The following is a 26,825-nucleotide window of genomic DNA, read 5'->3' as shown; positions in this document are numbered from 1 at the left end:
CATGGCAAGAGAAGCTTCTGTAGAACGAAACACCAAAGAAACTGAAATCAAATTAAAACTGAATCTCGACGGAACCGGTTATTCAGATATCGAGACCGGTGTCGGCTTTTTTGATCATATGCTGGACGGTTTTACACGTCACGGACTTTTTGACCTGGCTGTACGGGTACACGGTGACCTCGAAGTAGACGATCACCACACGATTGAAGATACCGGTATTGTTCTCGGCAATGCGATCAAAGAAGCCATTGGTGACAAAAAAGGTATCCGCCGCTATGGAAGCTGTATTCTGCCAATGGACGAAGTTCTGGTGCTGTGTGCCATTGATTTATCCGGACGTCCTTATTTTTCATGGGATGCAGAATTTACCTCTGAAAAAATCGGAGACATGTCCTCTGAAATGGTAAAAGAATTTTTCTATGCCATTTCTTATTCCTGTGGAATGAACCTGCATATCAAAGTACTTACCGGCGGCAACAGTCACCATGTCGCAGAAGCAATGTTCAAAAGCTTTGCAAAAGCTCTGGATCAGGCTGTTTCTTATGATCCGCGTATCACAGATGTACTCTCTACCAAAGGAAGTCTTGCATAAGGAGGAAATTCAGCCATGGCAGATAAATTATTGATTCCCTGTCTGTATCTGCAGTCCGGAAAAGCAGTCACAGGTTTCGGTCAAAGAAACCTGTTCGGTGACGGAAATATAGAAAATCTTGTCCGTTTTTACAGAGACAATGGTGCCGATGAACTTCTGGTTTTTGATATCTCTTCCGGGGACGCAGAGCATGAGCAGGCCATCTCCAACATTAAGAGCATCTGTTCTGCTGCCGAAATTCCTGTTATGGCAGCAGGAAATATCAACCGCATGGAAGATGTCAAAAAACTTCTTTATGCCGGCTGTACAAAAGTTGTCCTGAATTTTTCAAAAGCAAATAATATTTCCCTTCTTGAAGAAGTATCCAAACGTTTCGGCAAAGAAAAAATGGCAGTCTGTATTTCTTCTACGGAAGAATTCACCGCAAACCAGACATTGATCGAGTCATTTGCAGATGAAGTCCTCGCACTTGATACCATCCAGGATGAAATTCATGCATGTTCCGCTATCAAAATCATCCTTCATACCGAAGTAAGTAAGACTGCCGCACTTAAATCTCTGCTTCAGAAGGATTCTGTGTATGCTTTAAGCGGTGCTTATATCAGCTCTCTTGATATTTCTCTTCAGGCTTTCAAGGCAGATTGTAAAGCTGACGGAATTCCTGTTGTTACCTTTGAGAGTGCCATTGCATGGGCTGATTTTAAACTGAACAGCGACGGCCTGATTCCGGTAGTCGTTCAGGATTATAAAACGGATCAGGTACTTATGGTCGCATATATGAATGAAGAAGCTTTCAATAATACACTCAAAACAGGAAAAATGACTTACTGGAGCCGCAGTCGTCAGGAACTCTGGCTCAAGGGACTTACCTCCGGTCATTTCCAGTATGTCAAATCACTTGCCCTCGACTGTGACAACGACACGATCCTTGCAAAAGTAGATCAGATCGGAGCGGCCTGCCATACCGGAAGCAGAAGCTGTTTCTTTAAGCCTCTGGTTCAAAAGGAATACAACGACACCAATCCACTTCATATATTTCAGGATGTGTATGATGTCATTGCCGACCGCAAACTGCATCCAAAGGAAGGTTCCTATACCAACTATCTCTTTGAGAAAGGCATCGATAAAATCCTCAAGAAAGTAGGAGAAGAGTGCGCAGAGATCATCATTGCCGCCAAGAACCCTGACAAAGAAGAAATCAAATACGAGATTTCTGATTTTCTGTACCATGTCATGGTTCTTATGGTCGAAAAGGGAGTCACCTGGGAAGAGATCACCACCGAACTTGCCAGAAGGTAGGTAATTGCCAATGAACAATTTCGACTATCATATGCTCGCCAATTTTCAGGATTTTTTTATCCGACACAGGGGAGTGTATATTTATCTGATCATCATAAATCTTGTCACGTTCGCTGTGTTTGGAATTGATAAGTTTAATGCGATACATCATCGTTCAAGGATACGGGTTGCCACACTTTTCAGACTTTCTCTGATCGGCGGCTCCATCGGCGGACTGTCGGCAATGTATCTGTTTCGCCACAAGACACGAAAGCTTAATTTTACATTGGGTATCCCCCTCATCCTTTTTGTACAGATAATTATATTGTTTTTTGCAGCAAATACCAGATGGCAGATCTGATCTTATTGCATCTGGCAAATTGTTCCTTTATGTGATAAAATAAAGCAAAAACAACGAGGGAGGATTAATAATGACTTATACAGAAAAAAAACGTTCCATGTTTCTGGGATTACCATGGACTTTTACCTCTTATACCGTGACAGATGAGATCATAACAATAAACAACGGATTATTAAGAAAAGAGGAGAATGACTGTTACCTGTATAAAGTGATTGATGTACGTCTGGAGAGTACTCTGCTGGAGCGTATGCTGGGACTCGGAACCATTCATTGCTTTACAGGAGATGTTACAGATCCGGATCTCAAACTGTGTCATATCAAACATTCCAAAGAAATCAAGGACTTTATCCTGAAACAGTCTGAGGAAGAGCGGATGAAAAGAAAAACATTAAACATGCAGCATCTGGACGGCAATCCAGCCATGAGCCAAATGGCAGAGACCGACAGCTGCAGATAAAATCTCTCTAATGGGCAGGTCTGCTACAGACCTGTCCTTTTTGCTTACAATTGATTGCTTTTTATCCGCCGAGAAATATTTTCGAAAACCGGCAGTTGCAGTGAGGGATGCCAACAGTCTGGAAGACATTGTAAAAGATTTTAATGCACTGCTTGCCAACCTAAGAGATGCAGGAATACTGGAACGTTGATTCTCCTTTCTCACCGAAAAATCAAAAAATCTGTCATGCCGAATTATTGCTTGAATTCCCCATGCAAACCATATATAATAGGAATACTGTGAAGAAATATCATTATGTCTCGGAATACTACCTGTGAACAGTGGCAGATATCTCTTCATGTAACCTGTTATATATGAACCTTTGAAAGGAAAACTATGAGAAAACTAGCATTACGCGATGAAATACTCCTGCAGATTGACAAGGCCGCGCGTTACATCGGCGGGGAAGTCAATGCAGTTATGAAAAACAAAGATGACGTGGACATCCGGTTTGCGATGGCATTCCCGGATGTCTACGAGATCGGTATGTCAAACCTCGGTATGATGATCTTATATGATATGTTTAATAAGAGAGACGACGTATGGTGTGAGCGTCTTTTTTCTCCGTGGACAGATCTTGACAAAATCATGAGAGAAGAACATATTCCTCTGTTCACTCTGGAATCTCAGGACCCGGTAAAAGATTTTGATTTTCTCGGCATTACTCTCGGATATGAGATGTGTTATACAAATGTCCTTCAGCTTCTGGATCTCAGCGGAATCGCACTTTTGTCAGCCGACCGCGAAGAAAATGATCCTATCGTGATCGGCGGTGGTGCCTGCGCATACAATCCGGAACCTCTGGCAGAATTTTTTGACCTCTTTTATATTGGTGAAGGTGAAACTGTTTATGACGCACTTTTTGATGTATATAAAGCAAACAAAAAAGCCGGCGGCAGCAGATCGGATTTTCTTTTGAAAGCCGCACAGATTCCGGGAATCTATGTACCTTCTCTTTATGAAGTTACCTATAAAGAAGACGGTACGATCGAATCTTTCCATCCGACATGCGAAGGTGTTCCGGAAAAAATTGAAAAGCAGCTGATCATTGACATGGATAAGGATTATAACAATCTGGAGGCTCCGGTCGTTCCTCATATCAAAGCAACACAGGACCGTGTCACTCTGGAGATCCAGAGAGGATGTATCCGTGGATGCCGTTTCTGTCAGGCAGGTATGATCTATCGTCCAACAAGAGAACGCGACGTGGAAAAACTGAAAAAAGCTGCAAGAACCATGCTTCAGAAAACAGGACACGAGGAAATTTCCCTAAGTTCTTTAAGTTCCAGTGATTACAGTCACCTGAAAGAAATCGTAAATTTTCTGATTGATGAATTCCGTGATGAGGCAGTCAATATTTCCCTGCCGTCACTCCGAATTGATGCATTTGCACTGGATGTCATGAGTAAGGTACAGGATGTCAAAAAAAGCAGTCTGACTTTTGCACCGGAAGCAGGTTCCCAGAGACTTCGTAACGTTATCAACAAAGGACTTACGGAAGAAGACATCCTTCACGGTGCCGGAGAAGCCTTCAAAGGCGGATGGAATCAGGTAAAACTTTATTTCATGCTCGGTCTTCCAACTGAGACAGAAGACGATATGAAGGGTATTGCACATCTTGCTCAGAAGATTGCAGAAACTTACTATGAAACCGTTCCGAAGGAACAGCGCAAAGGAAAGGTTCAGATCAATGTCAGTACCTCATTCTTTGTACCGAAGCCTTTCACTCCATTCCAGTGGGCTCCTATGTTCCGTGAAGAAGACTTTATCGAAAAGGCAAAAATTGTCAAAAATGAAATCCGCTCTCAGTTAAATCAGAGAAGCATCCGCTACAACTGGCACGAGCCGGACGTTACTGTACTTGAAGGTTTTCTCGCAAGAGGTGACAGACGCTGCTCCAAAGTTATTCTCAAAGCATACGAAAAAGGCGCGCTTTATGATGCCTGGTCCGAAAGTTTCCACTATGATATCTGGAAAGAAGCTTTCAAAGAGACAGGTATTGACATTGAATTTTATACACTGCGTGAACGCAGTACAGATGAAATTCTTCCATGGGACTTCATTGATGCAGGTGTGACCAAGAAATTCCTGATCCGTGAATGGGAGCAGGCCAAAGCAGAAACTGTAACACCAAACTGCCGCCAGAAATGCTCCGGCTGTGGTGTTCTCAAATACAAAGGAGGTGTGTGCTGTGAAAGTAAGAATTAAATTTGCCAAAACCGGACATATGAAATTTGTCGGCCATCTGGACACCATGCGCTATTTCCAGAAAGCAATCCGCAGAGCAGAGCTTCCGGTTGCTTTTTCCGGCGGCTACAGCCCACATATGATCATGTCCTTTGCAGCGCCACTCGGTGTTGGTACGACCAGTCTCGGAGAATATTTTGATATGGAACTGACAGACACTGTTCCGACAAAGGAAATCGAGGAACGACTGAATGCTGTCATGGCAGACGGTGTTTCCGTATGTTCCGCCCGTCAGGTAGAAGACGGCAAAGCAAGCACAGCCATGGCTCTGGTAGCAGCAGCAGACTATTTTGTACAGTTCCGTGAGGGAAAAGAACCTGCTACATCCTGGAGAGAGAAACTGGACGGATTTCTTGCCCAGAAAGAGATTATCGTGACCAAGAAAACAAAGCGCAGCGAAAAGACCATAGATATCCGTCCATATATTTATGAGATGCGTCTCGATGGCGAAGGCATTTTCATGCAGCTCGCTTCCGCAAGTTCCAACTACACCAAACCGGAACTTGTCATGGATACATTCCTTCGATGGATGGGAGATGAGCCGCTTCCGTTCGCGTATATGATCGAACGCCGCGAGATCTATGCAAACAAAGGCGATGAGGAACATCTGAAACTTGTTTCTATGGAAGCATTAGGTGAGAAAGTTGAATAAGCTTGTAATTACAGAAATGTATCTTCGCGAAGTTCTGTGTACTGTCTGCGCAGTTGTAAAAGATCAGAAAGTCATTGAACTTCGTCTGGAACCTTCCGGAAAGAAAAATATCTTAAATAATATTTACGTAGGACAGGTAGAAAAAATTGCAACCAACATTCAGGCAGCATTTGTCCGCCTGAATGATTCTGTCAATGGTTATCTGCCACTGAACCAATGTGAACATGCCATATTCGCAGACGGTCACAGGGAAGGACAGCCGCTTCGTCCCGGTGACCAGATTCTGATACAGATAAACCGGGATGCCATGAAGGGCAAACTCCCGGCGCTTACCGCCAATCTGAATTTTTCCGGCAAATTTCTGGTTCTTACCACAGGCAATCGCAAAATCGGAATTTCCAACAAACTTTCCAAAGAGGAAAGCAGTAAATTGAGTAAATGGCTGGATGAGGAAAGAAATATTCCTGACCGTGGATATGGACTTATCGCCCGCACAAATGCCGCCGATGCTTCCAAAGAAGAATTTTTTCATGAACTGGATATGCTTAAGAAACAGTACGAAAAGGTTGCCGTATATGGAAGAAACCGCACCTGTTTCAGCCTTCTGTATGAGTCCGAGCCTTTTTATCTTTCTGCTGTGCGCGACATTTACGGCAGAGATCTGGATGAGATTGTTACAGATATTTCGGAAATGCACACAAAAATTTCTGATTATCTGAATGAATTTCAGCCTGAAAAACTGGCAATACTTAATTTGTATCAGGACAAACTCCTTCCATTATATAAGCTGCATAGTCTGGAAAGCGCCATCGATGAAATCTGCCATGAAAAAATATGGCTGAAGAGTGGAGGTTTTCTCGTGATCCAGCAGACAGAAGCATTTGTATCCATTGATGTCAACAGTGGCAAATACACCGGTAAGAAAAAAGCAGAAGAGACCTACCGCAAAATCAACCTCGAGGCAGCAGCAGAAATTGCCAGACAACTTCGCCTTCGGAACCTTTCCGGCATCATCCTGATTGATTTTATCAACATGCAGAATACCGACCACCAGGACGAACTTTTCCATGTTTTACAAAAACATCTGCGTAAGGACCCCGTCAAATGCACAGCAGTTGATATAACCCCACTTCATATTCTCGAGATGACCCGCCAGAAAGTCCGCCGCCCCGTAATCGAAGACATCCACAGCCTTTAAAGTAATTGACACTTTCTTCATAATTACTTTTTATTTAATTCTCTTCTCCATACCCGCCATTCGCTTTTCAGCGGTGGTCAAAAAGGGGGAGCGCGAGGGGGAGATTCGGCCGTTCGCAACTCTGAGATCCTCCCCCTCGCATACCTTTTCCATTTTTTTATTCTTTTTTACAAAAAAAAGAAAAATCCCTCTTGACGCATCCCAAAACCCATGCTATTATATAGCAGATGCCGCACAGAGAGGTTTAAGCGCATGAGATTTTATCATAAATCCTCATCCACCATATCTGGCGAGTAAAGATTATAGGAGGTGCCACAGATGTACGCAATTATTGCAACAGGTGGTAAACAGTACAAAGTTGCCGAGGGCGACGTAATCAGAGTTGAAAAGCTCGGTGTTGAAGCTGGTGAAACCGTTACTTTTGATAACGTTCTTGCAGTTAGCAACGAAGGTTTAAAAGTTGGAGCAGATGTAGCTAATGCCAGTGTTACCGCTTCTGTAGTTGAAAACGGAAAAGCTAAAAAAGTTATCGTTTACAAATACAAAAGAAAAACTGGATATCACAAGAAAAACGGTCACAGACAGCAGTTTACAAAAGTTAAAATCGAAAAGATCAACGCTTAATCTGGTGTTTGCATGATTACAGTGACAGTCAGCAGGAAAAATAATTCCTATATCAGTTTTGTTTCTGAGGGACATGCCGGTTATGCCGGGGAAGGGCAGGACATTATATGCGCCGCCGTTTCCGCTCTGGTTATCAATACCGTCAATTCTCTGGAACAGCTGACAGGGGATTCCATTAAAGCAAAAGAAAAGGACGGTTTTGTTTCTTTTACTTTCACAGCTCCGATTTCGGAGGGTGGAACACTTTTGATGGATTCATTACTTCTTGGTCTGACAGAAATTGAACATAGTTATTCAAAACGTTATTTAAAAGTAAAAGTCAGGGAGGTGTAACGACATGATGAAAATGAACCTTCAGTTATTCGCACATAAAAAAGGTGTTGGTTCTACAAAGAACGGCCGTGACTCCGAATCCAAGAGATTAGGTGCCAAAAGAGCAGACGGACAGTTTGTTAAAGCTGGAAACATCCTTTACAGACAGCGTGGAACCAAGATTCATGCAGGTGAGAACGTAGGCTGTGGTAAAGATTATACATTATTTGCACTGACAGATGGTGTAGTAAGATTCACCAGAAAAGGACGCGATAAGAAACAGGTTTCTATCGTTCCGGTAGAGGCAGAATAATCAAGTTCAGCGTGAGGCTTCAAATCGTTCAGGTTTGGAGCCTTTCTTTGAATCCAAAAATAATAAGGAGCGACATATGTTTGCAGACAGAGCAAAAATCATCATCCGTTCAGGAAAAGGCGGAGACGGACATGTAAGCTTTCGCCGGGAGCTTTATGTACCCAATGGCGGTCCTGACGGCGGCGACGGCGGACGCGGCGGTGATGTGATCTTTGAAGTAGATGAAGGCCAGAACACACTTGGCGAATACCGTCATAAACACAAATTTAAAGCACAGGACGGTCAGGAAGGCGGCAAGAAACGCTGCCACGGTGCAGACGGAGATGATATCATCCTGAAAGTGCCGGAAGGAACCGTAATCATGGAAGCACAGTCACACAAAGTAATTGCTGATATGTCCGGTGAAAACCGCCGTCAGATTGTCTTAAAAGGCGGACGTGGTGGTAAAGGCAACCAGCATTATGCAACTCCTACCATGCAGGTTCCAAAGTATGCACAGCCGGGACAGCCTGCGCAGGAGCTTGAAGTGCTTCTTGAATTAAAGGTAATTGCAGACGTTGGTCTTGTAGGTTTCCCAAATGTCGGAAAATCCACATTCCTGTCCCGTGTTACCAACGCCCAGCCAAAGATTGCCAATTATCACTTTACAACATTAAGCCCGAATCTTGGTGTTGTTGACACCGCAAACGGAGGTTTTGTTATCGCAGATATACCGGGACTGATTGAAGGAGCTTCTGAGGGTGTTGGTCTGGGTCATGAATTTCTTCGTCATATCGAACGAACCAGAGTGCTGGTACACATTGTAGATGCAGCATCTACCGAAGGCCGTGATCCGATTGATGATATTTACAAGATCAATCACGAACTCGAAGCATACAATCCGGAAATCGCAGCCAGACCACAGCTTATTGCCGCTAATAAAGTGGACTGTATTTTTGACGGTGATGATGAAAACCCGATAGAGAAATTAAAAGCAGAATTTGAACCAAAAGGTATCAAAGTCTATCCGATTTCTGCAGTGACCGGACAGGGTATCAAAGAACTTCTCTTTGCGATCAAAGATCTTCTTCTGAGTGTCCCTGCCGAGCGTATCGTATTTGAACAGGAATTCTTCCCTGAAGATGAACTATTTACAGAGAATCTTCCATTTACAGTCGAAAGACTTCCGGAAGATCCTGAAATTTTTGTTGTAGAAGGTCCGAAGATTGAAAAAATGCTTGGCTATACCAATCTGGACTCCGAAAAAGGCTTTGCTTTCTTCCAGCGTTTCCTGAAAGAGGGCGGTATTCTTGAAGAACTGGAAAAAGCCGGAATCGAAGAGGGCAATACGGTCCGTATGTACGGTTTTGACTTTGATTATTACAAATAACAGAAAGGTCGTAAAAATATGACAAGTAAACAGAGAGCATATCTGAAAAGCCTTGCGATGAAAATGGATCCGATCATGCAGCTCGGAAAGGGCAGCGTGACACCGGAAAATACCGCTTCCGTTGATGAGGCTCTTGCAGCCCGTGAACTGATCAAGATCAGCGTTCTCCAGAACTGCCTGGATGACCCTCGTCAGATGGCAGAAGTCCTTGCAGAAAGAACACATTCTGAAGTTGTTCAGGTAATCGGAAGAAAAATCGTTCTTTACCGCGAAGGTAAAAAAGACAAAAAGAAAATCATTCTTCCATAAACCGGCGTATATTGTCCAAAATATATTCAGGAAGGAAATAAAACCCGCATGGATACCAGACGAAAAAAAATCGGGATCATGGGCGGAACTTTTGATCCGATCCATGTAGGCCATCTGATTCTGGGTGAAAAAACATACGAACAGCTTGGTCTGGACAAAATATGGTTTATGCCTGCCGGCAATCCGCCTCATAAGCGTAACCGCGCCGGCCGTGCAACCGATGAGCAGAGAGTTGCCATGGTAGAACGGGCAATTTCCGGAAATCCCCATTTTGAGCTTTCTCTGATCGAGATGCATGACCATGGTTTATCTTACACGTATCACACACTTGAGAATCTCAGAAAGCAGAATCCTGATACCGATTACTACTTTATCATCGGTGCAGATTCCCTATACAGTTTCACCACCTGGATGAAGCCCGAGAGAATCTGTGCTGCATGTACGATCGTGGTTGCCACGAGAGACCATACACCCGTAAAAGAGCTGTCTGAAGAAATGGAACGCCTGACACAGCTTTATCATGGTCATTTTGTACGGCTGGACACCATGAATATTGATATTTCCAGTCAGTTGCTGCGCCAGTGGCATCAGGAGGGCAAAAGCCTTCGTTATTATGTACCGGACGCAGTTGCCGACTATATCAACGAGCACCATATTTATGACATTACGGAAGGAGCGCCCAAAACGAATGGCTGATTACGATTTTATAAAAATGCAGAAAAAACTTTCCAAATATCTCGATGAAGATCGTTTTGAGCATACGCTCGGTGTCATGTTCACCTGCGCCTCGCTGGCAATGGTCCACGGATATGACCTCAAAGATGCCCAGGCTGCAGGGCTGCTCCATGACAGCGCAAAATGCATTCCGAATAAAAAGAAACTAAAAATGTGTGCAGAACATAATATCCCGGTTACTCCATTTGAAAAAGAACATCCTTTTCTTCTTCATGCCAAACTTGGAGCTTATGTCGCCCGCACAAAATACGGAATCACAAATGAAGAAATTCTTTCTTCCATCACATTCCATACCACCGGTAAGCCGGAGATGAGTACCCTCGAAAAAATTGTTTATATTGCCGATTATATCGAACCGGCAAGAAACAAAGCACCAAACCTGACCGAAGTCCGCAAGCTTGCTTTCGAGGACCTGGATGAATGCATGTACGTGATTCTCCGGGATACTCTGACTTATCTGGACAAAAATCCGGATGATGTCGATTCTGCAACAAAAGATGCATTCACCTATTATGACACCTTACATAAGGAACGGCAGGAAAGCAGATAATACCTGACTTTCTGTCCAACCGGAAAGGATGAGACAATTATGAATAAAGAACAGGAAATGGTACGCATCGCCTGCAAGGCGATTGATGACAAGAAAGCAATTGATATCAAAGTAATCGATATTCACGAAGTATCTGTAATTGCTGATTATTTCATTATCACAAGCGGAAGCAACCTGAATCAGGTACAGGCAATCGTAGATAATGTAGAAGAGCATCTCGGAAGAGCAGGATATGAACCAAAACAGGTAGAAGGAACCCGTGGTTCCAACTGGATCCTGATGGACTACGGCGATGTGATCATCCATGTTTTCGATGAAGAAAACCGACTTTTCTATGATCTGGAACGAATCTGGAGAGATGGAAAAGAATTAGATGCTGCTGAATTCTTAAAATGAGTTTACGATAATAAAATTATGTAAATCATATCTATAAAAAAGACATGCCCCCAAAGTCATACAGAGACTTACGGACATGTCTTTTGATTTTTCATATACAAATTTCAACAGTATGATCTGCTGATTACTGATAAAGGCGGAACACACCAAATACCTTTCCAAGTATCTGAATGTCACCATGTACCAGAATCGGATCCATAGAATCATTTTCCGGCTGAAGACGATAATAGCCATCCTCTTTATAAAAAGTCTTCACTGTAGCAGAATCCTCTACCAGCGCTACAACAATATCTCCGTTAGATGCAGAAGCCTGCTGCTTTACCAGCACCTGATCACCGTCAAAGATTCCTGCATTTACCATGCTGTCTCCCTTAACTTTCAGCATAAAGCTCTGTGCATTCGGCATGTATTCTGCCGGCACCGGGAAATATCCTTCGATATTCTCTACTGCCAGGATCGGCTGGCCGGCCGCAACCGTACCTACAAGCGGTACATTGACAACCTCTCTGCGTACAAGGTTAAAATTATCGTCGATGATCTCGATTGCTCTGGGCTTAGTGGCGTCTCTGCGGATATATCCATTCTTTTCCAGTGCTTCCAGATGTGAATGAACAGAAGAAGTGGATTTCAGATTGACTGCCTCGCAGATTTCACGTACTGCCGGTGGAAATCCACGGTTCAGAATTTCATTTTTTATATAATCAAGAATTTCCTGCTGTTTTTTACTGATTCGACCGTATGACATAAGTTCACCTCCAAAAATATGAACATTCTTTTTTTAAAAAAAGTATAACATACACTTTCAGAAATAGCAAACAGATATTCGGAAAATATGTTCGTTTTCCATATATTTGTTTTCTGTCTTAATTATTTTGCCTTTTTCTTGTCAGATACCCCACAAAATGTTACAATACTTATATTGTCTTTTTATATGATTTTAAATGAGAATTTGAGAAATAAAGGAGGCATTTTTTTGCCTGTAAATAATAAACAAAACGGAGCCGGTTCCGGCATCCTCAAAAAACTTAAAAATTTATTCGGCATGAATATCGGAACCATGCTGTTTGGTGTATTGTTTATTTATATGCTGTTCAGTATGATCCTGTATCTGACTTCCTCAAACATCGAATCCTATCTGGTAATCGCAGGACCACTTTCCCGAAACGAAACGTATACCGGTCTTGCTGTACGTGAGGAAACCGTTCACAAAGCAGAGACCAGCGGTTATGTTAATTATTACGCCCGTGAAGGTTCCAAGATCAATGCAAACGGTGTGGTATACGGCATCAGCAGTTCCAAAAAAACAGAAGGCACGACAGAATTAAGTAACGAAGAACTTTCCAGCATCCGAAGCCAGCTCCAGAGCTTTTCAAAAGGCTTCAATGCCAGCAAATTTAACACTACCTACAGTTTTAAGTACAATCTGGAAGGCAGCATTCTTCAATATGCAGGTGTTACCGGAGGAACTTCTTCCACATCCAGTGTGGTTACTTATGGTAATCAGACCTTAAGTAAAGCAGAGCAGGACGGCATCGTTCTTTACTCTATGGACGGATATGAGAACAAGTCTGTATCCTCACTGAGCACTGAAGATTTCGACCAGAATGCGTACCATGAAACAGACTTAAAGACGCAGAATTCAGTATCGGCCGGTGACAGCCTGTATACACTGATTTCTGATGAAAACTGGAGTCTTATGATTCCGCTCAGTGCCAAGCAGGCCGCAAAGCTTGCCGACCGCAGTACTGTGCGCGTAAAATTCCTCAAAGACGATATGACACAGACCGGTGATTTCAGCATTGTTGAAATTGACGGTTCTAAATATGGTAAGATTGATTTTAACAAAGGTGTAATCCGTTATGCGGCAGACCGTTTTCTGGAAATAGAACTGGTTACCAATACTGTGACCGGTCTTAAGATTCCGCTTTCCTCCATTGTGACCAAAGAATTTTATCTGATTCCTTCCAAATATTCAACAAAAAACGAAGACAGTCAGGATATCGGTTTCATGGTGCAGGGCAAAGATAATAAAGACAGTCTTTCCTTTGTAAAGGCTTCTATCTATGCCAGCATTGAGGAAGACGCTGCTGATAATGCGGACAAACCTGAGGACCAGAAATCATATATTTATTATGTAGATAAAAAGTCATTTGCCGAGGGTGATGTGATCGTCAGCCAGAAAGATCAAAGTAAATACGTTGTAAGTGATGTAGGTGTACTCGAAGGTGTTTATTGTATCAATCAGGGATATGCGGTATTCCGCCGGATTGAAATCCTTGATCAGAACGAAGAATATGCCATCGCATCCAAATCCACCTCATACGGTCTTTCCCGTTATGACCATATCGTCCGGAATGCAGACAAAGTAAATGAAGAAGAGATTTTATACTAGATATATACGAATCAGGAGGCTTAATCTATTATGGTAGCAGAAAATCTTGAACAGGTAAGAAAAAATATTGAACTTGCATGCAAAGAAGCAGGCCGTGACCCGAAAGAGGTTACATTGATTTCAGTCAGCAAAACCAAGCCTGTCTCCATGCTTCAGGAAGCATATGATGCCGGTTCCAGGGATTTTGGAGAAAACAAAGTACAGGAGATTATGGATAAGGTACCTCAGCTTCCTTCTGATATCCGCTGGCACATGATCGGACATCTGCAACGCAACAAAGTCAAATATATCGTAGATAAAGTGGCTCTTATCCATTCCGTGGACTCCCTGCGTCTTGCAGAAACGATCGAGCATGAAGCAGCCAAACATAGTGTTACTGTTCCGGTTCTTATTGAGGTGAATGTAGCACAGGAGGAGAGCAAATTCGGCCTGAAAACCGAAGAAGTTCTTTCTCTCGTGGAATCTGTCGCATCCTTTCCGCATATACATATAGAAGGGCTTATGACGATTGCTCCATATGTAGAAGACCCTGAAGAGAACCGCGGTATTTTCCGTCAATTAAAAAAATTAAGTGTTGACATTGCTGCCAAAAACATTAATAATGTTAATATGAGTGTTTTGAGCATGGGTATGACCGGGGATTATCAGGTAGCCGTGCAGGAAGGCGCTACAATGGTTCGCGTCGGAACCGGAATTTTCGGTGAAAGAAATTATGCAGTCTGACGCGCAGAACAATAAGATTGGAGATTAAAATGAGTGTTTTAGATAAACTTTTAGATGCTGTAAAACTGAATGATGATTACGATGAGGATGATTATTTAGATGATGATCTCCTTGACGATGATGACGATGATTTTCTCGATGAAGACCGGGAAGACAAGCCAGTCAAGAAGTTCTTCCAGAAATTCTCCAAAAAATCCGAAGAGGATGACTATGATGATTTCGATGATGAACCGGAGACTCCTGTTTCCAAACAGTCCACATCCAAATCCATCTCTGTTCCGAAGACAACTTTCAAGCAGGACAAGCCTACACGTACTTCCTCAAAGATCACACCAATGAGAAGCAGCCGCAAGGGTTCACAGGCAACTAACATGGAAGTCTGTGTTATTCGCCCAACCTCTATGGAAGATACTCGCGAAATTGCAGATACACTTGTCGATAACTCTACCGTAATCCTGAATCTTGAGGGAATTGATATGGAACTTGCACAGCGTATTATCGACTTTACTTCAGGAGCATGTTATTCTCTGGGTGGAACGCTTCAGAAAGTATCCAGTTATATCTTTATTCTTGGTCCATATAACGTAGATATTACCGGAGACCTTCAGAATATTCTCGGTGGAAATTCCATTCCGTCCGTAAGAGCAGGATATTAAGATCAATGAACAAAGACGAATTCTTTATCAAGAGAATCCGGGAACTGGCAAATCTCTCTTATCAGAGAGATATTGTCACCTTTTCGGATTTTCTTAATTTAAATGAACAAAATATTGTAAATGAACAAAAGAATCAGATGCCGGGCGTAATCATAGAATGCTCAGGCGGTTATGAGCAAGCAGAGCGTCAGATGGTGGCATTTCATCCTGATGCTCTTTTGTTTCCCTGGGAATACCCGATCACATGCCTTAAAATTGAACCACTGGCAGCAAAATTTTCTGAGTCACTGACACATCGTGACTTTCTGGGAGCTGTCCTCAATCTCGGTATTGAACGTTCCGTGATCGGAGACATCCTTGTACAGGAACACACAGCCTGGATATTCTGCCACAATAAGATTGCAGATTATATCATTGAAAACCTCACCCGGGTACGTCATACCGCTATGAAAATCTCCAAAGTTGACAATCCGGAACATTTTCCGACACCACATTTTGAAACGATCAGCGGCACATGTGCATCTGTTCGTCTGGATACCCTGATCGGACTTGCTTTTCAGAGTTCCCGCAGCAACATGGTTTCCTTCATCGAAGGTGGACAGGTCTTCGTAAACGGCAAACTGATCACTTCTAATGGATACGAGCCCAAAGATGGTGATATTGTTTCTGTCCGCGGCAAAGGACGTTTTCGCTATGAGGGCATTTGGGGCCAGACGAAAAAAGGTCGCTACAGCATAAAATTATCACGCTACCAATAGATGAGGAGGGACATTCTATGAATACAGAACCATTACAGGTAAAACGCAGCGGTGATTTTTATTATCCGATATATTTCGAAGAGGGATTTGAAGCACTTGCCGACGCCATCCGTACAGAGGGGCTTGACGGCCGCAAAATGTGTATTGTTTCCGATACCAATGTTGCACCCTTATACGCAGATTCTCTGAAATCTGCCCTTTCTTCTGTTGCCTCGTCTATTTCCCTTTTTGTTTTTGAAGCAGGCGAAAAGAGCAAACATCTTCGTACCGTACAGGATCTGTACGAAAAGCTGATTGAATCTGAGCTGGATCGCAAAAGCCTGATTGTTGCACTCGGAGGAGGTGTCGTCGGTGACCTTGCAGGATTCAGTGCGGCAACTTACCTTCGCGGAATTGATTTCATTCAGGTACCGACTACACTTCTCGCTCAGGTAGACAGCAGTGTCGGAGGAAAAACCGGTGTAGACTTTAATCAGTACAAAAATATGGTCGGAGCATTTCATCAACCACGTCTTGTCTATATGAATCTTCAGACACTGAAAAGCCTTCCTGATATGCAGTTTGCATGCGGAATGGGTGAGGTCTTAAAAACCGGACTGATCTGTGATGGCACTTTTTATCACTTTGTGTGTAAGCATCAAAAAAACATCCAGGCTCTTGATCTGGAACTTCTTGCTCAGATGATCCGGCGTTGCTGTGAAATCAAAGCCGGCGTCGTAGAACGTGACCCGAAAGAGCAGGGCGAGCGTGCACTTTTAAACCTTGGGCATACTATCGGACATGCTGTCGAAAAACTGATGGATTTTCAGCTTCTTCACGGACAGTGTGTTGCAATCGGCCTTGTTGCCGCAGCTTTCATCTCTATGAAGCGTGGTCTTCTTACCGAAAACGAGTATCAGCAGATCAGAACCGGCTGTGAACTTTATTGTCTTCCGGTTCATGTAAGTGGTCTGGATCCGCAAAAGGTGCTTGCCGCTACAAAAAAAGACAAAAAGATGGAACAGGGCAGTATCAAATTCATTCTGATGGACGGCATCGGCAAAAGCTTTATTGACCGCTCCGTGACAGATGAAGAACTTCTTTCCGGTATTCAGGAGATTCTTCAATGAAAAAAACATCTCAACAGAACAGACAGATCTGGTATATGCTACTCTGGTTTGGGGGGATTACCATTCTGACTGTCATTGATCAGCTTACCAAACATCTGGCAGTAAAATATCTGAAGGGGACATCCGGGATCATACTGATTCCAAATGTTCTTGAATTTCAATACGTAGAAAACCGCGGCATGGCTTTTGGATTGCTTCAGGGGCGCCAGATCCTGTTTTTAATCCTTTGCGTTGCCTTCTGCGCAGGAATTCTCTATTTATATGCCAGAATTCCTAAAAACAGCTATTACGCGCCTCTGAGCGTCATTGGCGGAATTCTTTTCAGCGGCGCACTCGGCAATTTTATTGACCGCGCATTTTACGGTTATGTCACAGACTTTATTTATTTTTCTCTGATTGATTTTCCGGTATTCAATATTGCCGATATCTACGTTGTCTGTGGCGGCATTCTGCTGGCGGTGCTTGTTATTTTCCGCTACAAAGATGAAGATTTTTATTTTATTAATCATAAAGGATAACTCATGGAAACATTAGAATTTAACGTAGATGCATCCGCAAACAATATACGGATCGACCGTTATCTTGCAGATCAGTGCCCGGAGCATTCCCGTTCTTATATCCAGAAACTTCTCAAAGAAGAACAGGTACTCGTAAATGGCCGCATTATCAAAGCAAATTATAAGACTCAGTCCGGAGATTATATCGAGTTTCATATCCCTGATCCGGAAGTTCCGGATATCCTCCCCGAAAATATTCCTCTGGATATTCTGTATGAAGATGACTATGTACTAGTCGTAAACAAACCAAAAGACATGGTCGTACATCCCAGTGCCGGACATACTTCCGGCACACTTGTCAATGCAGTTATGGCACACTGCGGAGAACATTTATCCGGTATTAACGGAGTCCTTCGCCCAGGTATTGTACACCGAATTGACAAAGATACCACCGGTGCGCTTCTGATCTGCAAGGATGATGTCGTACACCGTGACCTTGCCGAACAGCTCAAAAAACACAGCATCAAACGCCGTTATCGCGCGGTTGTACAGGGAAATCTCAAAGAAAATGAGGGCACTGTAAATGCACCTGTCGGCCGTCATCCTACAGACCGCAAAAAAATGGCAATCAACCACAAAAACGGCAAAGAGGCAATCACACATTATAAAGTACTTGAACGTTTCGGACAGGCAACATACATTGAATGCCGTCTGGAAACAGGTCGTACACACCAGATCCGTGTTCATATGGCAAGCCTCGGACATCCGCTTCTCGGAGATACTGTATATGGCTCTTCCAAAAATCCTTATCACCTTCAAGGCCAGGCATTACATGCAATGATTCTTGGTTTTGTTCATCCGATAACGGGAGAATATCTGGAGTTCGAAGCCCCTTTGCCTGAATATTTTTCAAAACTTTTAGAAAAATTGAGAAAATAGTTGGATTTTCTTTGTAAATATTATATAATACTAATATGATTTTTGCAGAAGGGAGTGTCTATTATGAGCAATACCAGTTCAATTATTACAATCGGTCGTGAATATGGAAGTGGTGGCAGACAGATCGGAAAGGAGATTGCCAATTATTTCGGCATTAAATATTATGATAAAGAACTGTTAGAGCATGCAGCAAATGACAGTGGTATCTGTAAAGAGCTTTTTGAACATCACGACGAGAAACCAACAAACAGTTTTCTTTATTCACTCGTGATGGACACCTATTCATTTGGTTATTCCTCCGCAGGTTTTTCAGATATGCCTATGAATCACAAGATTTTCCTTGCACAGTTTGATGCTATCAAGAAACTTGCAGGAGAAGGTCCGTGTGTAATGGTCGGCCGTTGTGCTGATTATGCTCTTGCTGACTGGAAAGACTGTTTCAGTGTTTTCGTACACGCAGATTTTGACTGGCGAATCAACCGAATTGCTGCCAAATACAATAAATCCCCAAAGGAAGCTCGCGATATCATCACAAAAACCGATAAGAGCAGAGCAAGTTATTATAATTATTACACAAATAAGAAATGGGGATCTGCCAAGAGCTACAACCTCTGCATTGACAGCAGCAAGTACGGAATCGACAATACCGTCAAAGCGATTATCGAATCTATTAAAATTTTTGATTCAACAAAAGTATCCCGTTAAAGCTATATATTCTTGAATTCACAGCTCCGATTCATCAGACTGCATCTGGCAGGATTGCTGAACAGGAGCTTTTTTTCTTTGTCCAAACATGCTATAATAGGTTCATTGTTTGAAATATTTGAGATGAAATAAAAGAATCGGAGGAACATTTATGCGTCTGGTCATTCAGCGTGTACTTCATGCCGAAGTACAGGTAGATGGAAATACAATCGGAAAAATAGGGAAAGGACTTCTGGTTTTTGTCGGAGCAGGTCAGAACGATACAAAAGAAATTGCAGATAAATATCTTCGCAAACTTCTCGGTCTTCGCATTTTTGAAGATAAAAATGGTAAAACCAATTTATCATTGAAAGATGTGGATGGTGAATTGCTGATCGTGTCGCAGTTTACCCTATATGCAAACTGTAAGAAAGGAAATCGGCCAAGTTTTATCGAAGCCGGAGAACCACACATGGCGGAGGCTTTGTATGAATATATGATCGAAGAAGCAAAAAAATCCGTTCCGGTCGTTGAGCACGGCGAATTTGGCGCAGACATGAAAGTGTCCCTACTTAACGACGGACCGTTTACGATCATTTTAGATGAAAAGATTTTATAACAATGAGGAATAGAAGATTTTATGAATACAATAGATCTATACGACAAACCCGAGTTTTTCAAATAGATGTATAAGGAGTTTTTTATTATGCCCGTAAATACCTCAAGAACCACTTACCGTGAACATACCGATACCGAAAACATCTTAAAGCTTCGGCAGGTTCTTTCGACGCTGCCTGCGTTTTGCAAAGATTATTTTCGTGCCATTGATTCTACAACAACCACAAAGACACGAATTTCTTATGCATACGACATACGGATTTTTTTCCAGTTTCTTCTTGATGAAAATCCGGTCTTCAAAAATTATGCAATGACTGATTTTTCTGTGGACGTGCTGGATCAGATCAAAGCAATCGATCTCGAAGAATACATGGAATATCTCAAGGTATACCAGAACGGTGACAAAACAGAAACCAATGGTGAACGTGGATTAAAACGTAAAATTTCTGCTCTGCGCAGTTTTTATGCTTATTATTATAAACGTGAAATGATTCATTCAAATCCGACCGTCCTGATCGATGTCCCAAAAATTCATGACAAAAGCATCATCCGCCTGGACACAGATGAAGTTGCATTACTTCTGGACTATATCGAACACTGTGGAGACAGCCTGACCGGTCAGAAACGTGTATATTACGAAAAAACAAAGGAACGTGACCTGGCAATCGTCACGCTTCTTCTCGGCACCGGGATCCGTGTATCTGAATGTGTCGGTCTTGATATTGAAGATGTAGATTTTAAAAACAATGGAATTAAAGTCACCCGAAAAGGTGGAAACGAAATGGTTGTTTATTTTGGTGAAGAAGTTGAAAAAGCTCTGAAACGCTATCTGGAGGTACGCGCAGGCATCACTCCTCTTGCCGGTCATGAACATGCTCTCTTCTACTCTGCCCAGCGTAAACGTATGGGAGTGCAGGCAGTCGAAAACATGGTCAAAAAGTACTCCCGCCAGATCACAACTACCAAAAAAATAACGCCCCATAAACTCCGCAGTACATATGGCACAGCCCTGTATCAGGAAACCGGCGATATTTACCTTGTAGCGGACGTTCTGGGGCATAAGGATGTCAATACTACCAAGAAGCATTACGCAGCCTTAGACGATGCCAGACGGCGTCAGGCAGCCACAGCAGTCAGACTTCGCGAAGACTAAAGATGAAGTATCTCGATCAAAAAAATCCAGCTCAGTCCATAGTAGGAAATAACCGCAACCAGGTCATTTACTGTAGTGATCAACGGCCCGGATGCAACTGCCGGATCAATATGGATCTTTTTGAAAAACAGAGGAATACAGGTTCCCACCGCACTGGATATCAGCATTGCCAGAAGCAGGGAAAAACCAATGCAGCCGGATACCGCATATGCAAATACCAGCGTTTTTCCCTTAAACAGCCAGATATACAGACCAATCAGTACAAAGGATAAAATGCCGAGTACCCCACCGTTACAGAGACCAATCTTCATCTCTTTCAGCACAAGTTCCAGTTTCTGTCTGCCGGTGAGCGATTCGTCCATAAGAACACGGATCGTAACCGCCAGAGACTGTGTGCCGACATTTCCTGCCATGTCAAGAATCAGTGACTGGAAACACATAATAATCGGCAGATTTGTGACAACTTTTTCGAATATCCCAACAACAGAAGAAACTACCATACCCAATCCCAAAAGAATGATCAGCCATGGCATTCTTTTTTTCATACTTTCTTTCAATGGTTCCTGCAGATCTTCCTCTGCAGTCAGACCAGCCAGCTTCGCATAGTCCTCTCCCATTTCATCATCAACAAGATCTACGATATTTGCCGAAGTAATAACACCCAGAAGACGGTTATCATTATCCAGCACCGGAATCGAATCCTCGGAATAATCTTTCAGATTTTCGATACAGTCATCAATCAGTTCCGTTCCATAAACATATGGATAAGAAGTAACGATCAGTTCCTCCAGCGGATGATTCTGTCTCGCGATAATGAGGTCCTTAAGATCAATTGCTCCATAAAATTCTTCAGCATCATTGATTACAAAAATCGTTGAGATATTATCATTCTCTGCCGCCTGTGTGACCAGCTGACTCATTGCCTCTTTGACACTGATGTTTTCATGTATCACAATATAATTCGTTGTCATACGGCTACCGATCTCATCGTCATCAAATGATGTAATCAGTTCAATGTCATGTCTTACTTTATCATCAAGAAGCTCAATTAAAATCTTTCTTTTGGAGCGCTCAAACTGCTGGAGTACATCTGCCAGTACATTTGTCTCCATCCTTGACAGTATCGCCGCAGCTTTTTTTACCTCCATTTCTTCCAGATATTTTACTACATCATCTTCCTCTGTATATTCAAAAATATCAGACAGCGTATCCATATCCAGCACACGGTAAAGCTTACAGCGTTCTACCACTGACAGTTCCTGCAAAACGTCTGCAAGATCATTTTCGTGGAAATCCTGAAGTCTCTTTGCCAGAACTGCCGGAGAAACATTACTTCTCACAACATTCAGAATTTCTTTTCCATAATCCTGTACTCTTTTTTCCATTCTGTATTTTCTCCTTTTCTCCCATAATAATCGTACAAAAAGGCATAACCATAGAAGCTGCCATCAATAAACATGACAACACAAAAAAGCATGTCTTTCTGCAAAACATGTCAAATATCTGATTTGAACTCAATTGTGTTCAGGGATTTTTACAGAACAGAAAATTATCTGGAAATGAAAAAGAGAATAATAGCCAAATTAAAACAGAATGTAGTAACTGTACTCACAGACTGCTTTTAATTTCTGTCCTGTGTAACTACTTCGCCCGTGAGAATCACAATTATCCATTCTGTTCACCTGCCTTTACTTTAGAATTATTTTTTGACGTACACATTATAACGTATGCCTTCTTAAAAGTCAACGCTTTATCAACCATATGATTTGCACAATATAATTGCACAAAAAGAGGATCATGTCCCCCAACAGAATCCTCTCTGATTTCCCCATTATATGTACCTTATATAGTCTAAAAAGACTAATCCCGATTTTCTTTTTTACGGTTTATAATGCTGTAATAATCTTGTCCTGTAAGGAAGCAGGAACTTCTTCTTTGTCAAGAGACATACTTACAACAAATTTTACGTTGAACTTCTCGCCAACTGCACTTAACTGCTCTAATGTATTCGTAACATCCTGTCCCTCAAGTTTCGCTGTTGTCAGGAAACTGTCAAGATAAATCTGCTCAAGATCATGATCCTGAGAAATAATGCCACAAACAAATCCTACAAACTCGTCTGCATTCTTAATCGGATATCCGGATACATCGATCAGACGAACTTTATTATTTAATTCATACATATGTTTTGCACTTTTATCTAAGTAAACAATGCTGCCATTGGCTTCTTTAATTGCGCCGTTCACTTTGTCTAACAGTACTTTTGTTTTGCCCTTACCTTTCTTACCTACGATCAGTTCAACCATCCTGTTTTCCTCCTTAGACACAATATAATATTAATTTTGAACAAAAACGATAATTAATATGTTTGTATTATAGTGCATTTTATCTCAAATTTCAATAGATAAATGTAACTTTTTGTGAAATTTTAAGCCTTTGCTGTAAACAGTTGAACAGCAAAGGCTTTTGTCTATTATATCTACTGATTAATTTTTTCAAGAAGCGATGTCATCTGCTGATAAAGAAGTTCTTTGCTCGATGCACCCATAACAATTGAAATATATGGAGAACCATAGGAATTCTGACTGAGCAGAGCCAGGCAGTTACCCGCACTGTTGGTCGTACCGGTCTTTCCTCCGAGAACTGTAACACCTTTCGGTACATTTGCCTCGCCTGTCAGATAGTGGTCCGTTGCAGTCAACGCCACACTTTCCTCTGATCCGTCACTGTGTGTAAATGTAACTGTATAGCTAGGCATCTGTGTGATCTCTGTAAATTCCGGATAATTCAATGCCTCTTTCAGCATCAGATAAATATCATACGGTGTTGTATAATGGTTTTCATCCTGCAATCCATGCGGATTCGTAAAATGAGTTCCTGTACATCCAAGCTGAGCAGCATACTCATTCATCATGGAAACAAAATTCTCTGTCGTGCCGCCTACGTGTGTCGCAATCGCAGACGCAGCATCATTTCCGGAATAAACCAAAAGACAATGCACAAGCTGATCCATGGTCACCTGATCACCTTCCTGAAATCCTACTACCTGAGAGCCTTCCTCCAATGTAATGTTTTCCTGTGAAATGGTCACCACATCATCCATGTTGCTGTTCTTAAACGCAAGAAGTGCTGTGATGATTTTTGTGATACTGGCCGGATATACGCGCTCATATGCACCTTTTGCAAATAACACGGATTTATCTTTCAGATCCAGTAAAACGCCCTCCTGTCCATCTTCCAGCGATACAGAATCCATTGGCTGATCTCCGTCTACTACACAGAGATCAGCAGCAAACGCTGATGCTCTCTGACTGGTCCCCACAAGACTCTGATGCTGAAATTCTCTGGTAATATCATACGCCTGCGCCGGAGTGGAAATACTGCCTCCTCTGAGAACATAAAGCACACCAAATGCACCGACAAAAACAACCATCAGAAAAAGGACCAGTATAATTGTACTTTTTACACGTTTCCGGCGCATTTTACGCATTCTCGGGGATCTGCGTTCCTGCGGGCGAGCCGGCTTGGGAGACTTTTCTGGAACCTGTTCCGGCCTTGCCGTTTTGCGCCGCTGTCCCTGTCCGGCTGCATTTCTTTTTTGCTGTCTTTCTGTCATAAATAATCCTCTTTCTTATCAATCGTGCTCTTGCGGATTTCTTTATTATAGGCACTGCTCTGAAGTCCTACATTCAATACAAGTCCCATACCAATATAAAGACTTACAAGAGAGGTAAGTCCATAACTGACAAAAGGAAGCGGTGTACCGGTATTTGGTGCAATTCCTGTCGCTACACAGATATTCAGGAAACTCTGAAGCGATACAATACTTGCCATACCGCAGCATATAACCTTCCCCGACAAGTCTTTTGCCCTGAGACTCATCCGAATACATTCTACCGAAATTGCCAGCAGTAAAAGGACGATTGCACAGCATCCCATAAATCCATATTCCTCACCGGCCACAGCAAAAATAAAGTCTGTCTGATTCTCTGATACGAAGTTACCCTCATTTACAGAAGCCACTTCTTTATCTCCGGAGAGCTTTTTACCAGTCAGCTCTCCGGAAGCAATTGCTGTCTTAGAGTTGTTCTGCTGTTCAATATCATCACCGTATTCTTCATTCTCCGGATAAAGAAAAGCCATAATACGCTTTCTCTGGTAATCTTTGATCAGATTCTGATCCGGCTGAACAACAATTGATAAAAATATAATAGAAAGCGGAATTATGATCAGAAACATTCCGCCAATGATCTTATAACTCAATCCTGCAATATAAATCAGAATACAAAATACAGCAAGCATCATCAGTGTATTTTTCATGTCCGGCTGTTCATAGATCAAGATCAGCGGGATTGCCAGCAGAATTACAGATTTTGCCAGCGTTCGAAACGTATTCAGATCTTCCTCATGATCCATAAAAAATCGCGCAAAAAACAATATGATTATAATCTTTGACAGCTCAGTCGGCTGAAATCGAATAAATCCAAAATCAATCCATCTTGCCGCACCATTGGCTGAATCACCAAACAGACGCACGATCAAAAGCAGAACGATATTGGCGCCATACATGATCCACTGGAAGTTTGAAATCCATGAATAATCCATCAACGAAAGGATTACCATAATGATCAAACCGATAATGACACCTGCAAGCTGTTTGGATTTCAGATCTTCTCTTGCACTTCCGACCAGAATAATACCAAATGTACTGATTGCAAGCAAAAATATTACCAGTCTGAAATTGTAAAATCTTAACTTATATTGTTTTATCATTTTCCTGTGTTCCTTTATTTTCAGACCGTACCGGTATCTTTGCATGAATGATCGGAGGTTCCTGTGTAATACAGATATTAACACCCTTCTCATCCACCGGAATATATTTTTTTACGGTACGGATCAAATCGTTTTTCAGCATATTTATCATTTGCGGAGAGCAGTCAAGCCGTTCCGACACAAGAAGAAGTGTCATCCTCTTTCTTGCGTATTCTGCCGAGCGGCCCTTTATCTTATTGACAGATTTCACTGGGAACACCCTCCTTTAACGGAACTTTACGGAAACAGAACCGGCTGTCTATTTATGAAAGATTTCACTCAACCTCCTGAACATGCCTTTTTTCTGTTTCAGTTCCGCAAACGGGACTTCCTCCCCCAGAAGTCTCCGGCAGATATTTTTATATTCTTCTTCCGCCTGAGAATTCTGTCCTGAAAGCGGCTCTCCCTGATTTGCAGCCACAACAATCTGCTCATCATCAAGAATAGTTCCGATCAGATCCACGGCAAGAATCTCTGTTACATCATCAACAGACATCATATCTCCTCTGGCAATCATATCCGGTCTTAAACGGTTTATGATCAGATGGATATCCCGAAGGTCTGATGCCTCCAGAAGTCCGATAATGCGGTCCGCATCGCGAATTGCTGACACTTCCGGAGTGGTCACTACAATTGCCTTATCGGCTCCCGCGATCGCATTCCGAAATCCCCGTTCAATCCCTGCCGGGCAATCCAGAAGAACATAATCAAATTCTTCCCTGAGTTCATCTGTCAGTTTGATCATCTGCTCCGGAGAAACAGCAGACTTGTCCTTCGTCTGCGCTGACGGAAGCAAAAACAGATCCGGATAACGCCGGTCTTTGATCAATGCCTGTTTCAGCCTGCAGCTTCCATTGATCACATCCACCAGATTATATACAATCCTGTTTTCCAGACCAAGAATAACGTCCAGATTACGAAGTCCGATATCGGTGTCTACTACGACTGTTTTTTTGTTCAGCATGGCAAGCCCGGTTCCGAGATTCGCAACTGTTGTCGTTTTGCCAACACCACCCTTGCCAGATGTTACTACTATGACTTCTCCCATTTTT

Annotated in this window: 33 protein-coding genes; 26 read left to right on the top strand and 7 right to left on the bottom strand. The window is 42.4% G+C overall.

The genetic code is table 11. The features are described 5' to 3' along the window. Position 1: 1 nt before the first annotated feature. From hisB to rsfS, 16 genes are all read left to right on the top strand, one after another. Complete coding sequence (gene hisB, locus H8Z79_RS04960; protein ID WP_118039719.1) at positions 2–592, top strand: imidazoleglycerol-phosphate dehydratase HisB; 591 nt, start codon at positions 2–4, stop codon at positions 590–592. Positions 593–607: 15 nt separating this feature from the next. Beyond that, entirely contained in the window at positions 608–1,891 is a 1,284-nt protein-coding gene (hisIE, locus tag H8Z79_RS04955) for a bifunctional phosphoribosyl-AMP cyclohydrolase/phosphoribosyl-ATP diphosphatase HisIE (protein WP_118039720.1), read from the top strand. A 10-nt stretch (positions 1,892–1,901) separates the two neighbouring features. Next, the gene (locus H8Z79_RS04950) at positions 1,902–2,231 is read left to right on the top strand and encodes a DUF1294 domain-containing protein (protein ID WP_015542707.1); all 330 of its coding nucleotides are present in this window, start codon (positions 1,902–1,904) and stop codon (positions 2,229–2,231) included. Positions 2,232–2,301: 70 nt separating this feature from the next. Next, positions 2,302–2,688 (top strand): PH domain-containing protein, encoded by a 387-nt coding sequence (locus H8Z79_RS04945; RefSeq protein WP_015542708.1) that lies wholly within the window; start codon positions 2,302–2,304, stop codon positions 2,686–2,688. Positions 2,689–2,728: 40 nt separating this feature from the next. Next, a complete protein-coding gene (locus H8Z79_RS04940) occupies positions 2,729–2,878 on the top strand; it encodes a hypothetical protein (protein ID WP_182001867.1) in 150 nt (49 codons plus the stop codon). 185 nt (positions 2,879–3,063) lie between these two features. Beyond that, on the top strand, positions 3,064–4,935 hold the full coding sequence (locus H8Z79_RS04935) for a TIGR03960 family B12-binding radical SAM protein (protein WP_118039721.1): 1,872 nt from the start codon (positions 3,064–3,066) through the stop codon (positions 4,933–4,935). Beyond that, complete coding sequence (locus H8Z79_RS04930) at positions 4,919–5,626, top strand: TIGR03936 family radical SAM-associated protein (protein WP_118039722.1); 708 nt, start codon at positions 4,919–4,921, stop codon at positions 5,624–5,626. Before H8Z79_RS04935 ends, H8Z79_RS04930 begins: the two co-directional genes overlap by 17 nt. Then, on the top strand, positions 5,610–6,824 hold the full coding sequence (locus H8Z79_RS04925) for a ribonuclease E/G (RefSeq protein ID WP_243023223.1): 1,215 nt from the start codon (positions 5,610–5,612) through the stop codon (positions 6,822–6,824). Before H8Z79_RS04930 ends, H8Z79_RS04925 begins: the two co-directional genes overlap by 17 nt. Before the next feature lie 318 nt (positions 6,825–7,142). Beyond that, complete coding sequence (rplU, locus tag H8Z79_RS04920) at positions 7,143–7,448, top strand: 50S ribosomal protein L21 (RefSeq protein ID WP_005422792.1); 306 nt, start codon at positions 7,143–7,145, stop codon at positions 7,446–7,448. A gap of 12 nt (positions 7,449–7,460) precedes the next feature. Next, a complete protein-coding gene (locus H8Z79_RS04915) occupies positions 7,461–7,781 on the top strand; it encodes a ribosomal-processing cysteine protease Prp (protein ID WP_015542710.1) in 321 nt (106 codons plus the stop codon). A gap of 4 nt (positions 7,782–7,785) precedes the next feature. Then, positions 7,786–8,073, top strand: a complete 288-nt coding sequence (gene rpmA / locus H8Z79_RS04910; protein WP_015542711.1) for a 50S ribosomal protein L27 — start codon at positions 7,786–7,788, stop codon at positions 8,071–8,073. 76 nt (positions 8,074–8,149) lie between these two features. Beyond that, entirely contained in the window at positions 8,150–9,442 is a 1,293-nt protein-coding gene (gene obgE, locus H8Z79_RS04905) for a GTPase ObgE (protein WP_118039723.1), read from the top strand. Between the two features lie 18 nt (positions 9,443–9,460). Continuing rightward, the gene (gene yhbY / locus H8Z79_RS04900) at positions 9,461–9,751 is read left to right on the top strand and encodes a ribosome assembly RNA-binding protein YhbY (RefSeq protein ID WP_015542713.1); all 291 of its coding nucleotides are present in this window, start codon (positions 9,461–9,463) and stop codon (positions 9,749–9,751) included. 48 nt (positions 9,752–9,799) lie between these two features. After that, complete coding sequence (gene nadD / locus H8Z79_RS04895) at positions 9,800–10,447, top strand: nicotinate-nucleotide adenylyltransferase (protein WP_015542714.1); 648 nt, start codon at positions 9,800–9,802, stop codon at positions 10,445–10,447. Further along, the gene (gene yqeK / locus H8Z79_RS04890) at positions 10,440–11,036 is read left to right on the top strand and encodes a bis(5'-nucleosyl)-tetraphosphatase (symmetrical) YqeK (RefSeq protein ID WP_118039724.1); all 597 of its coding nucleotides are present in this window, start codon (positions 10,440–10,442) and stop codon (positions 11,034–11,036) included. The genes nadD and yqeK overlap by 8 nt, the downstream gene beginning before the upstream one ends. 39 nt (positions 11,037–11,075) lie before the next feature. Next, positions 11,076–11,432, top strand: a complete 357-nt coding sequence (gene rsfS / locus H8Z79_RS04885; RefSeq protein WP_015542716.1) for a ribosome silencing factor — start codon at positions 11,076–11,078, stop codon at positions 11,430–11,432. 124 nt (positions 11,433–11,556) lie between these two features. Here rsfS and lexA read toward each other — a convergent pair whose 3' ends face one another. Further along, on the bottom strand, positions 11,557–12,177 hold the full coding sequence (lexA, locus tag H8Z79_RS04880; RefSeq protein ID WP_015542717.1) for a transcriptional repressor LexA: 621 nt from the start codon (positions 12,175–12,177) through the stop codon (positions 11,557–11,559). Positions 12,178–12,405: 228 nt separating this feature from the next. Here lexA and H8Z79_RS04875 point away from each other — a divergent pair, with 228 nt between their 5' ends. The 10 genes from H8Z79_RS04875 (at position 12,406) to H8Z79_RS04830 (ending at position 20,961) form a co-directional block, all read left to right on the top strand. Further along, on the top strand, positions 12,406–13,824 hold the full coding sequence (locus H8Z79_RS04875; RefSeq protein WP_225876923.1) for an HlyD family efflux transporter periplasmic adaptor subunit: 1,419 nt from the start codon (positions 12,406–12,408) through the stop codon (positions 13,822–13,824). 30 nt (positions 13,825–13,854) lie between these two features. After that, positions 13,855–14,547: a YggS family pyridoxal phosphate-dependent enzyme gene (locus tag H8Z79_RS04870; RefSeq protein WP_015542718.1), complete on the top strand. Its 693-nt coding sequence runs from the start codon at positions 13,855–13,857 to the stop codon at positions 14,545–14,547. 29 nt (positions 14,548–14,576) lie between these two features. After that, on the top strand, positions 14,577–15,203 hold the full coding sequence (locus tag H8Z79_RS04865; RefSeq protein WP_118039725.1) for a cell division protein SepF: 627 nt from the start codon (positions 14,577–14,579) through the stop codon (positions 15,201–15,203). 5 nt (positions 15,204–15,208) lie between these two features. Continuing rightward, complete coding sequence (locus H8Z79_RS04860) at positions 15,209–15,961, top strand: YlmH family RNA-binding protein (RefSeq protein WP_118039726.1); 753 nt, start codon at positions 15,209–15,211, stop codon at positions 15,959–15,961. 17 nt (positions 15,962–15,978) lie between these two features. Then, positions 15,979–17,070, top strand: coding sequence for a 3-dehydroquinate synthase (aroB, locus tag H8Z79_RS04855; protein ID WP_118039727.1), 1,092 nt, complete (start codon positions 15,979–15,981; stop codon positions 17,068–17,070). Beyond that, the gene (gene lspA, locus H8Z79_RS04850; RefSeq protein WP_118039728.1) at positions 17,067–17,588 is read left to right on the top strand and encodes a signal peptidase II; all 522 of its coding nucleotides are present in this window, start codon (positions 17,067–17,069) and stop codon (positions 17,586–17,588) included. Before aroB ends, lspA begins: the two co-directional genes overlap by 4 nt. A 3-nt stretch (positions 17,589–17,591) precedes the next feature. Then, entirely contained in the window at positions 17,592–18,506 is a 915-nt protein-coding gene (locus H8Z79_RS04845) for an RluA family pseudouridine synthase (RefSeq protein WP_118039729.1), read from the top strand. A gap of 63 nt (positions 18,507–18,569) precedes the next feature. After that, positions 18,570–19,211 carry a cytidylate kinase-like family protein gene (locus tag H8Z79_RS04840; protein WP_015542724.1) on the top strand — a complete coding sequence of 214 codons (642 nt, stop codon included), beginning with the start codon at positions 18,570–18,572 and terminating at the stop codon, positions 19,209–19,211. A 151-nt stretch (positions 19,212–19,362) separates the two neighbouring features. After that, complete coding sequence (gene dtd / locus H8Z79_RS04835; protein WP_015542725.1) at positions 19,363–19,809, top strand: D-aminoacyl-tRNA deacylase; 447 nt, start codon at positions 19,363–19,365, stop codon at positions 19,807–19,809. A gap of 87 nt (positions 19,810–19,896) precedes the next feature. Then, positions 19,897–20,961, top strand: a complete 1,065-nt coding sequence (locus H8Z79_RS04830; RefSeq protein WP_118039730.1) for a tyrosine-type recombinase/integrase — start codon at positions 19,897–19,899, stop codon at positions 20,959–20,961. On the opposite strand, the gene mgtE is transcribed toward H8Z79_RS04830, so the two are convergent. From mgtE to minD, 6 genes are all read right to left on the bottom strand, one after another. Continuing rightward, positions 20,958–22,346 (bottom strand): magnesium transporter, encoded by a 1,389-nt coding sequence (gene mgtE / locus H8Z79_RS04825; protein WP_015542727.1) that lies wholly within the window; start codon positions 22,344–22,346, stop codon positions 20,958–20,960. The two genes, H8Z79_RS04830 and mgtE, sit on opposite strands and share 4 nt — an antisense overlap. Before the next feature lie 501 nt (positions 22,347–22,847). Further along, positions 22,848–23,267, bottom strand: coding sequence for a hypothetical protein (locus tag H8Z79_RS04820; RefSeq protein WP_015542728.1), 420 nt, complete (start codon positions 23,265–23,267; stop codon positions 22,848–22,850). Between the two features lie 173 nt (positions 23,268–23,440). Next, complete coding sequence (locus tag H8Z79_RS04815; RefSeq protein ID WP_015542729.1) at positions 23,441–24,577, bottom strand: D-alanyl-D-alanine carboxypeptidase family protein; 1,137 nt, start codon at positions 24,575–24,577, stop codon at positions 23,441–23,443. Further along, positions 24,574–25,734 (bottom strand): FtsW/RodA/SpoVE family cell cycle protein, encoded by a 1,161-nt coding sequence (locus tag H8Z79_RS04810; protein WP_118039731.1) that lies wholly within the window; start codon positions 25,732–25,734, stop codon positions 24,574–24,576. Before H8Z79_RS04810 ends, H8Z79_RS04815 begins: the two co-directional genes overlap by 4 nt. Further along, positions 25,718–25,984 carry a cell division topological specificity factor MinE gene (locus H8Z79_RS04805; protein ID WP_118039732.1) on the bottom strand — a complete coding sequence of 89 codons (267 nt, stop codon included), beginning with the start codon at positions 25,982–25,984 and terminating at the stop codon, positions 25,718–25,720. The genes H8Z79_RS04810 and H8Z79_RS04805 overlap by 17 nt, the downstream gene beginning before the upstream one ends. 48 nt (positions 25,985–26,032) lie before the next feature. Beyond that, on the bottom strand, positions 26,033–26,821 hold the full coding sequence (gene minD / locus H8Z79_RS04800; protein WP_118039769.1) for a septum site-determining protein MinD: 789 nt from the start codon (positions 26,819–26,821) through the stop codon (positions 26,033–26,035). Positions 26,822–26,825: the final 4 nt, after the last annotated feature.

The sequence above is a fragment of the Blautia intestinalis genome, assembly GCF_014297355.1.
Lineage (GTDB): Bacteria > Bacillota > Clostridia > Lachnospirales > Lachnospiraceae > Blautia_A > Blautia_A intestinalis.
Note: the sequence above shows the minus strand (reverse complement) of the source record. Positions and strands in the feature narration are given on the sequence as shown.

Excerpts from the sequence above, each read along its gene's own strand:
- hisB (WP_118039719.1), top strand. The coding sequence starts at position 2 with ATGGCAAGAGAAGCTTCTGTAGAACGAAACACCAAAGAAACTGAAATC.
- hisIE (WP_118039720.1), top strand. The coding sequence starts at position 608 with ATGGCAGATAAATTATTGATTCCCTGTCTGTATCTGCAGTCCGGAAAA.
- H8Z79_RS04950 (WP_015542707.1), top strand. The coding sequence starts at position 1,902 with ATGAACAATTTCGACTATCATATGCTCGCCAATTTTCAGGATTTTTTT.
- H8Z79_RS04945 (WP_015542708.1), top strand. The coding sequence starts at position 2,302 with ATGACTTATACAGAAAAAAAACGTTCCATGTTTCTGGGATTACCATGG.
- H8Z79_RS04935 (WP_118039721.1), top strand. The coding sequence starts at position 3,064 with ATGAGAAAACTAGCATTACGCGATGAAATACTCCTGCAGATTGACAAG.
- rplU (WP_005422792.1), top strand. The coding sequence starts at position 7,143 with ATGTACGCAATTATTGCAACAGGTGGTAAACAGTACAAAGTTGCCGAG.
- H8Z79_RS04915 (WP_015542710.1), top strand. The coding sequence starts at position 7,461 with ATGATTACAGTGACAGTCAGCAGGAAAAATAATTCCTATATCAGTTTT.
- rpmA (WP_015542711.1), top strand. The coding sequence starts at position 7,786 with ATGATGAAAATGAACCTTCAGTTATTCGCACATAAAAAAGGTGTTGGT.
- obgE (WP_118039723.1), top strand. The coding sequence starts at position 8,150 with ATGTTTGCAGACAGAGCAAAAATCATCATCCGTTCAGGAAAAGGCGGA.
- yhbY (WP_015542713.1), top strand. The coding sequence starts at position 9,461 with ATGACAAGTAAACAGAGAGCATATCTGAAAAGCCTTGCGATGAAAATG.
- nadD (WP_015542714.1), top strand. The coding sequence starts at position 9,800 with ATGGATACCAGACGAAAAAAAATCGGGATCATGGGCGGAACTTTTGAT.
- yqeK (WP_118039724.1), top strand. The coding sequence starts at position 10,440 with ATGGCTGATTACGATTTTATAAAAATGCAGAAAAAACTTTCCAAATAT.
- rsfS (WP_015542716.1), top strand. The coding sequence starts at position 11,076 with ATGAATAAAGAACAGGAAATGGTACGCATCGCCTGCAAGGCGATTGAT.
- lexA (WP_015542717.1), bottom strand. The coding sequence starts at position 12,177 with ATGTCATACGGTCGAATCAGTAAAAAACAGCAGGAAATTCTTGATTAT.
- H8Z79_RS04870 (WP_015542718.1), top strand. The coding sequence starts at position 13,855 with ATGGTAGCAGAAAATCTTGAACAGGTAAGAAAAAATATTGAACTTGCA.
- H8Z79_RS04865 (WP_118039725.1), top strand. The coding sequence starts at position 14,577 with ATGAGTGTTTTAGATAAACTTTTAGATGCTGTAAAACTGAATGATGAT.
- H8Z79_RS04860 (WP_118039726.1), top strand. The coding sequence starts at position 15,209 with ATGAACAAAGACGAATTCTTTATCAAGAGAATCCGGGAACTGGCAAAT.
- aroB (WP_118039727.1), top strand. The coding sequence starts at position 15,979 with ATGAATACAGAACCATTACAGGTAAAACGCAGCGGTGATTTTTATTAT.
- lspA (WP_118039728.1), top strand. The coding sequence starts at position 17,067 with ATGAAAAAAACATCTCAACAGAACAGACAGATCTGGTATATGCTACTC.
- H8Z79_RS04845 (WP_118039729.1), top strand. The coding sequence starts at position 17,592 with ATGGAAACATTAGAATTTAACGTAGATGCATCCGCAAACAATATACGG.
- H8Z79_RS04840 (WP_015542724.1), top strand. The coding sequence starts at position 18,570 with ATGAGCAATACCAGTTCAATTATTACAATCGGTCGTGAATATGGAAGT.
- dtd (WP_015542725.1), top strand. The coding sequence starts at position 19,363 with ATGCGTCTGGTCATTCAGCGTGTACTTCATGCCGAAGTACAGGTAGAT.
- H8Z79_RS04830 (WP_118039730.1), top strand. The coding sequence starts at position 19,897 with ATGCCCGTAAATACCTCAAGAACCACTTACCGTGAACATACCGATACC.
- mgtE (WP_015542727.1), bottom strand. The coding sequence starts at position 22,346 with ATGGAAAAAAGAGTACAGGATTATGGAAAAGAAATTCTGAATGTTGTG.
- H8Z79_RS04820 (WP_015542728.1), bottom strand. The coding sequence starts at position 23,267 with ATGGTTGAACTGATCGTAGGTAAGAAAGGTAAGGGCAAAACAAAAGTA.
- H8Z79_RS04815 (WP_015542729.1), bottom strand. The coding sequence starts at position 24,577 with ATGACAGAAAGACAGCAAAAAAGAAATGCAGCCGGACAGGGACAGCGG.
- H8Z79_RS04810 (WP_118039731.1), bottom strand. The coding sequence starts at position 25,734 with ATGATAAAACAATATAAGTTAAGATTTTACAATTTCAGACTGGTAATA.
- minD (WP_118039769.1), bottom strand. The coding sequence starts at position 26,821 with ATGGGAGAAGTCATAGTAGTAACATCTGGCAAGGGTGGTGTTGGCAAA.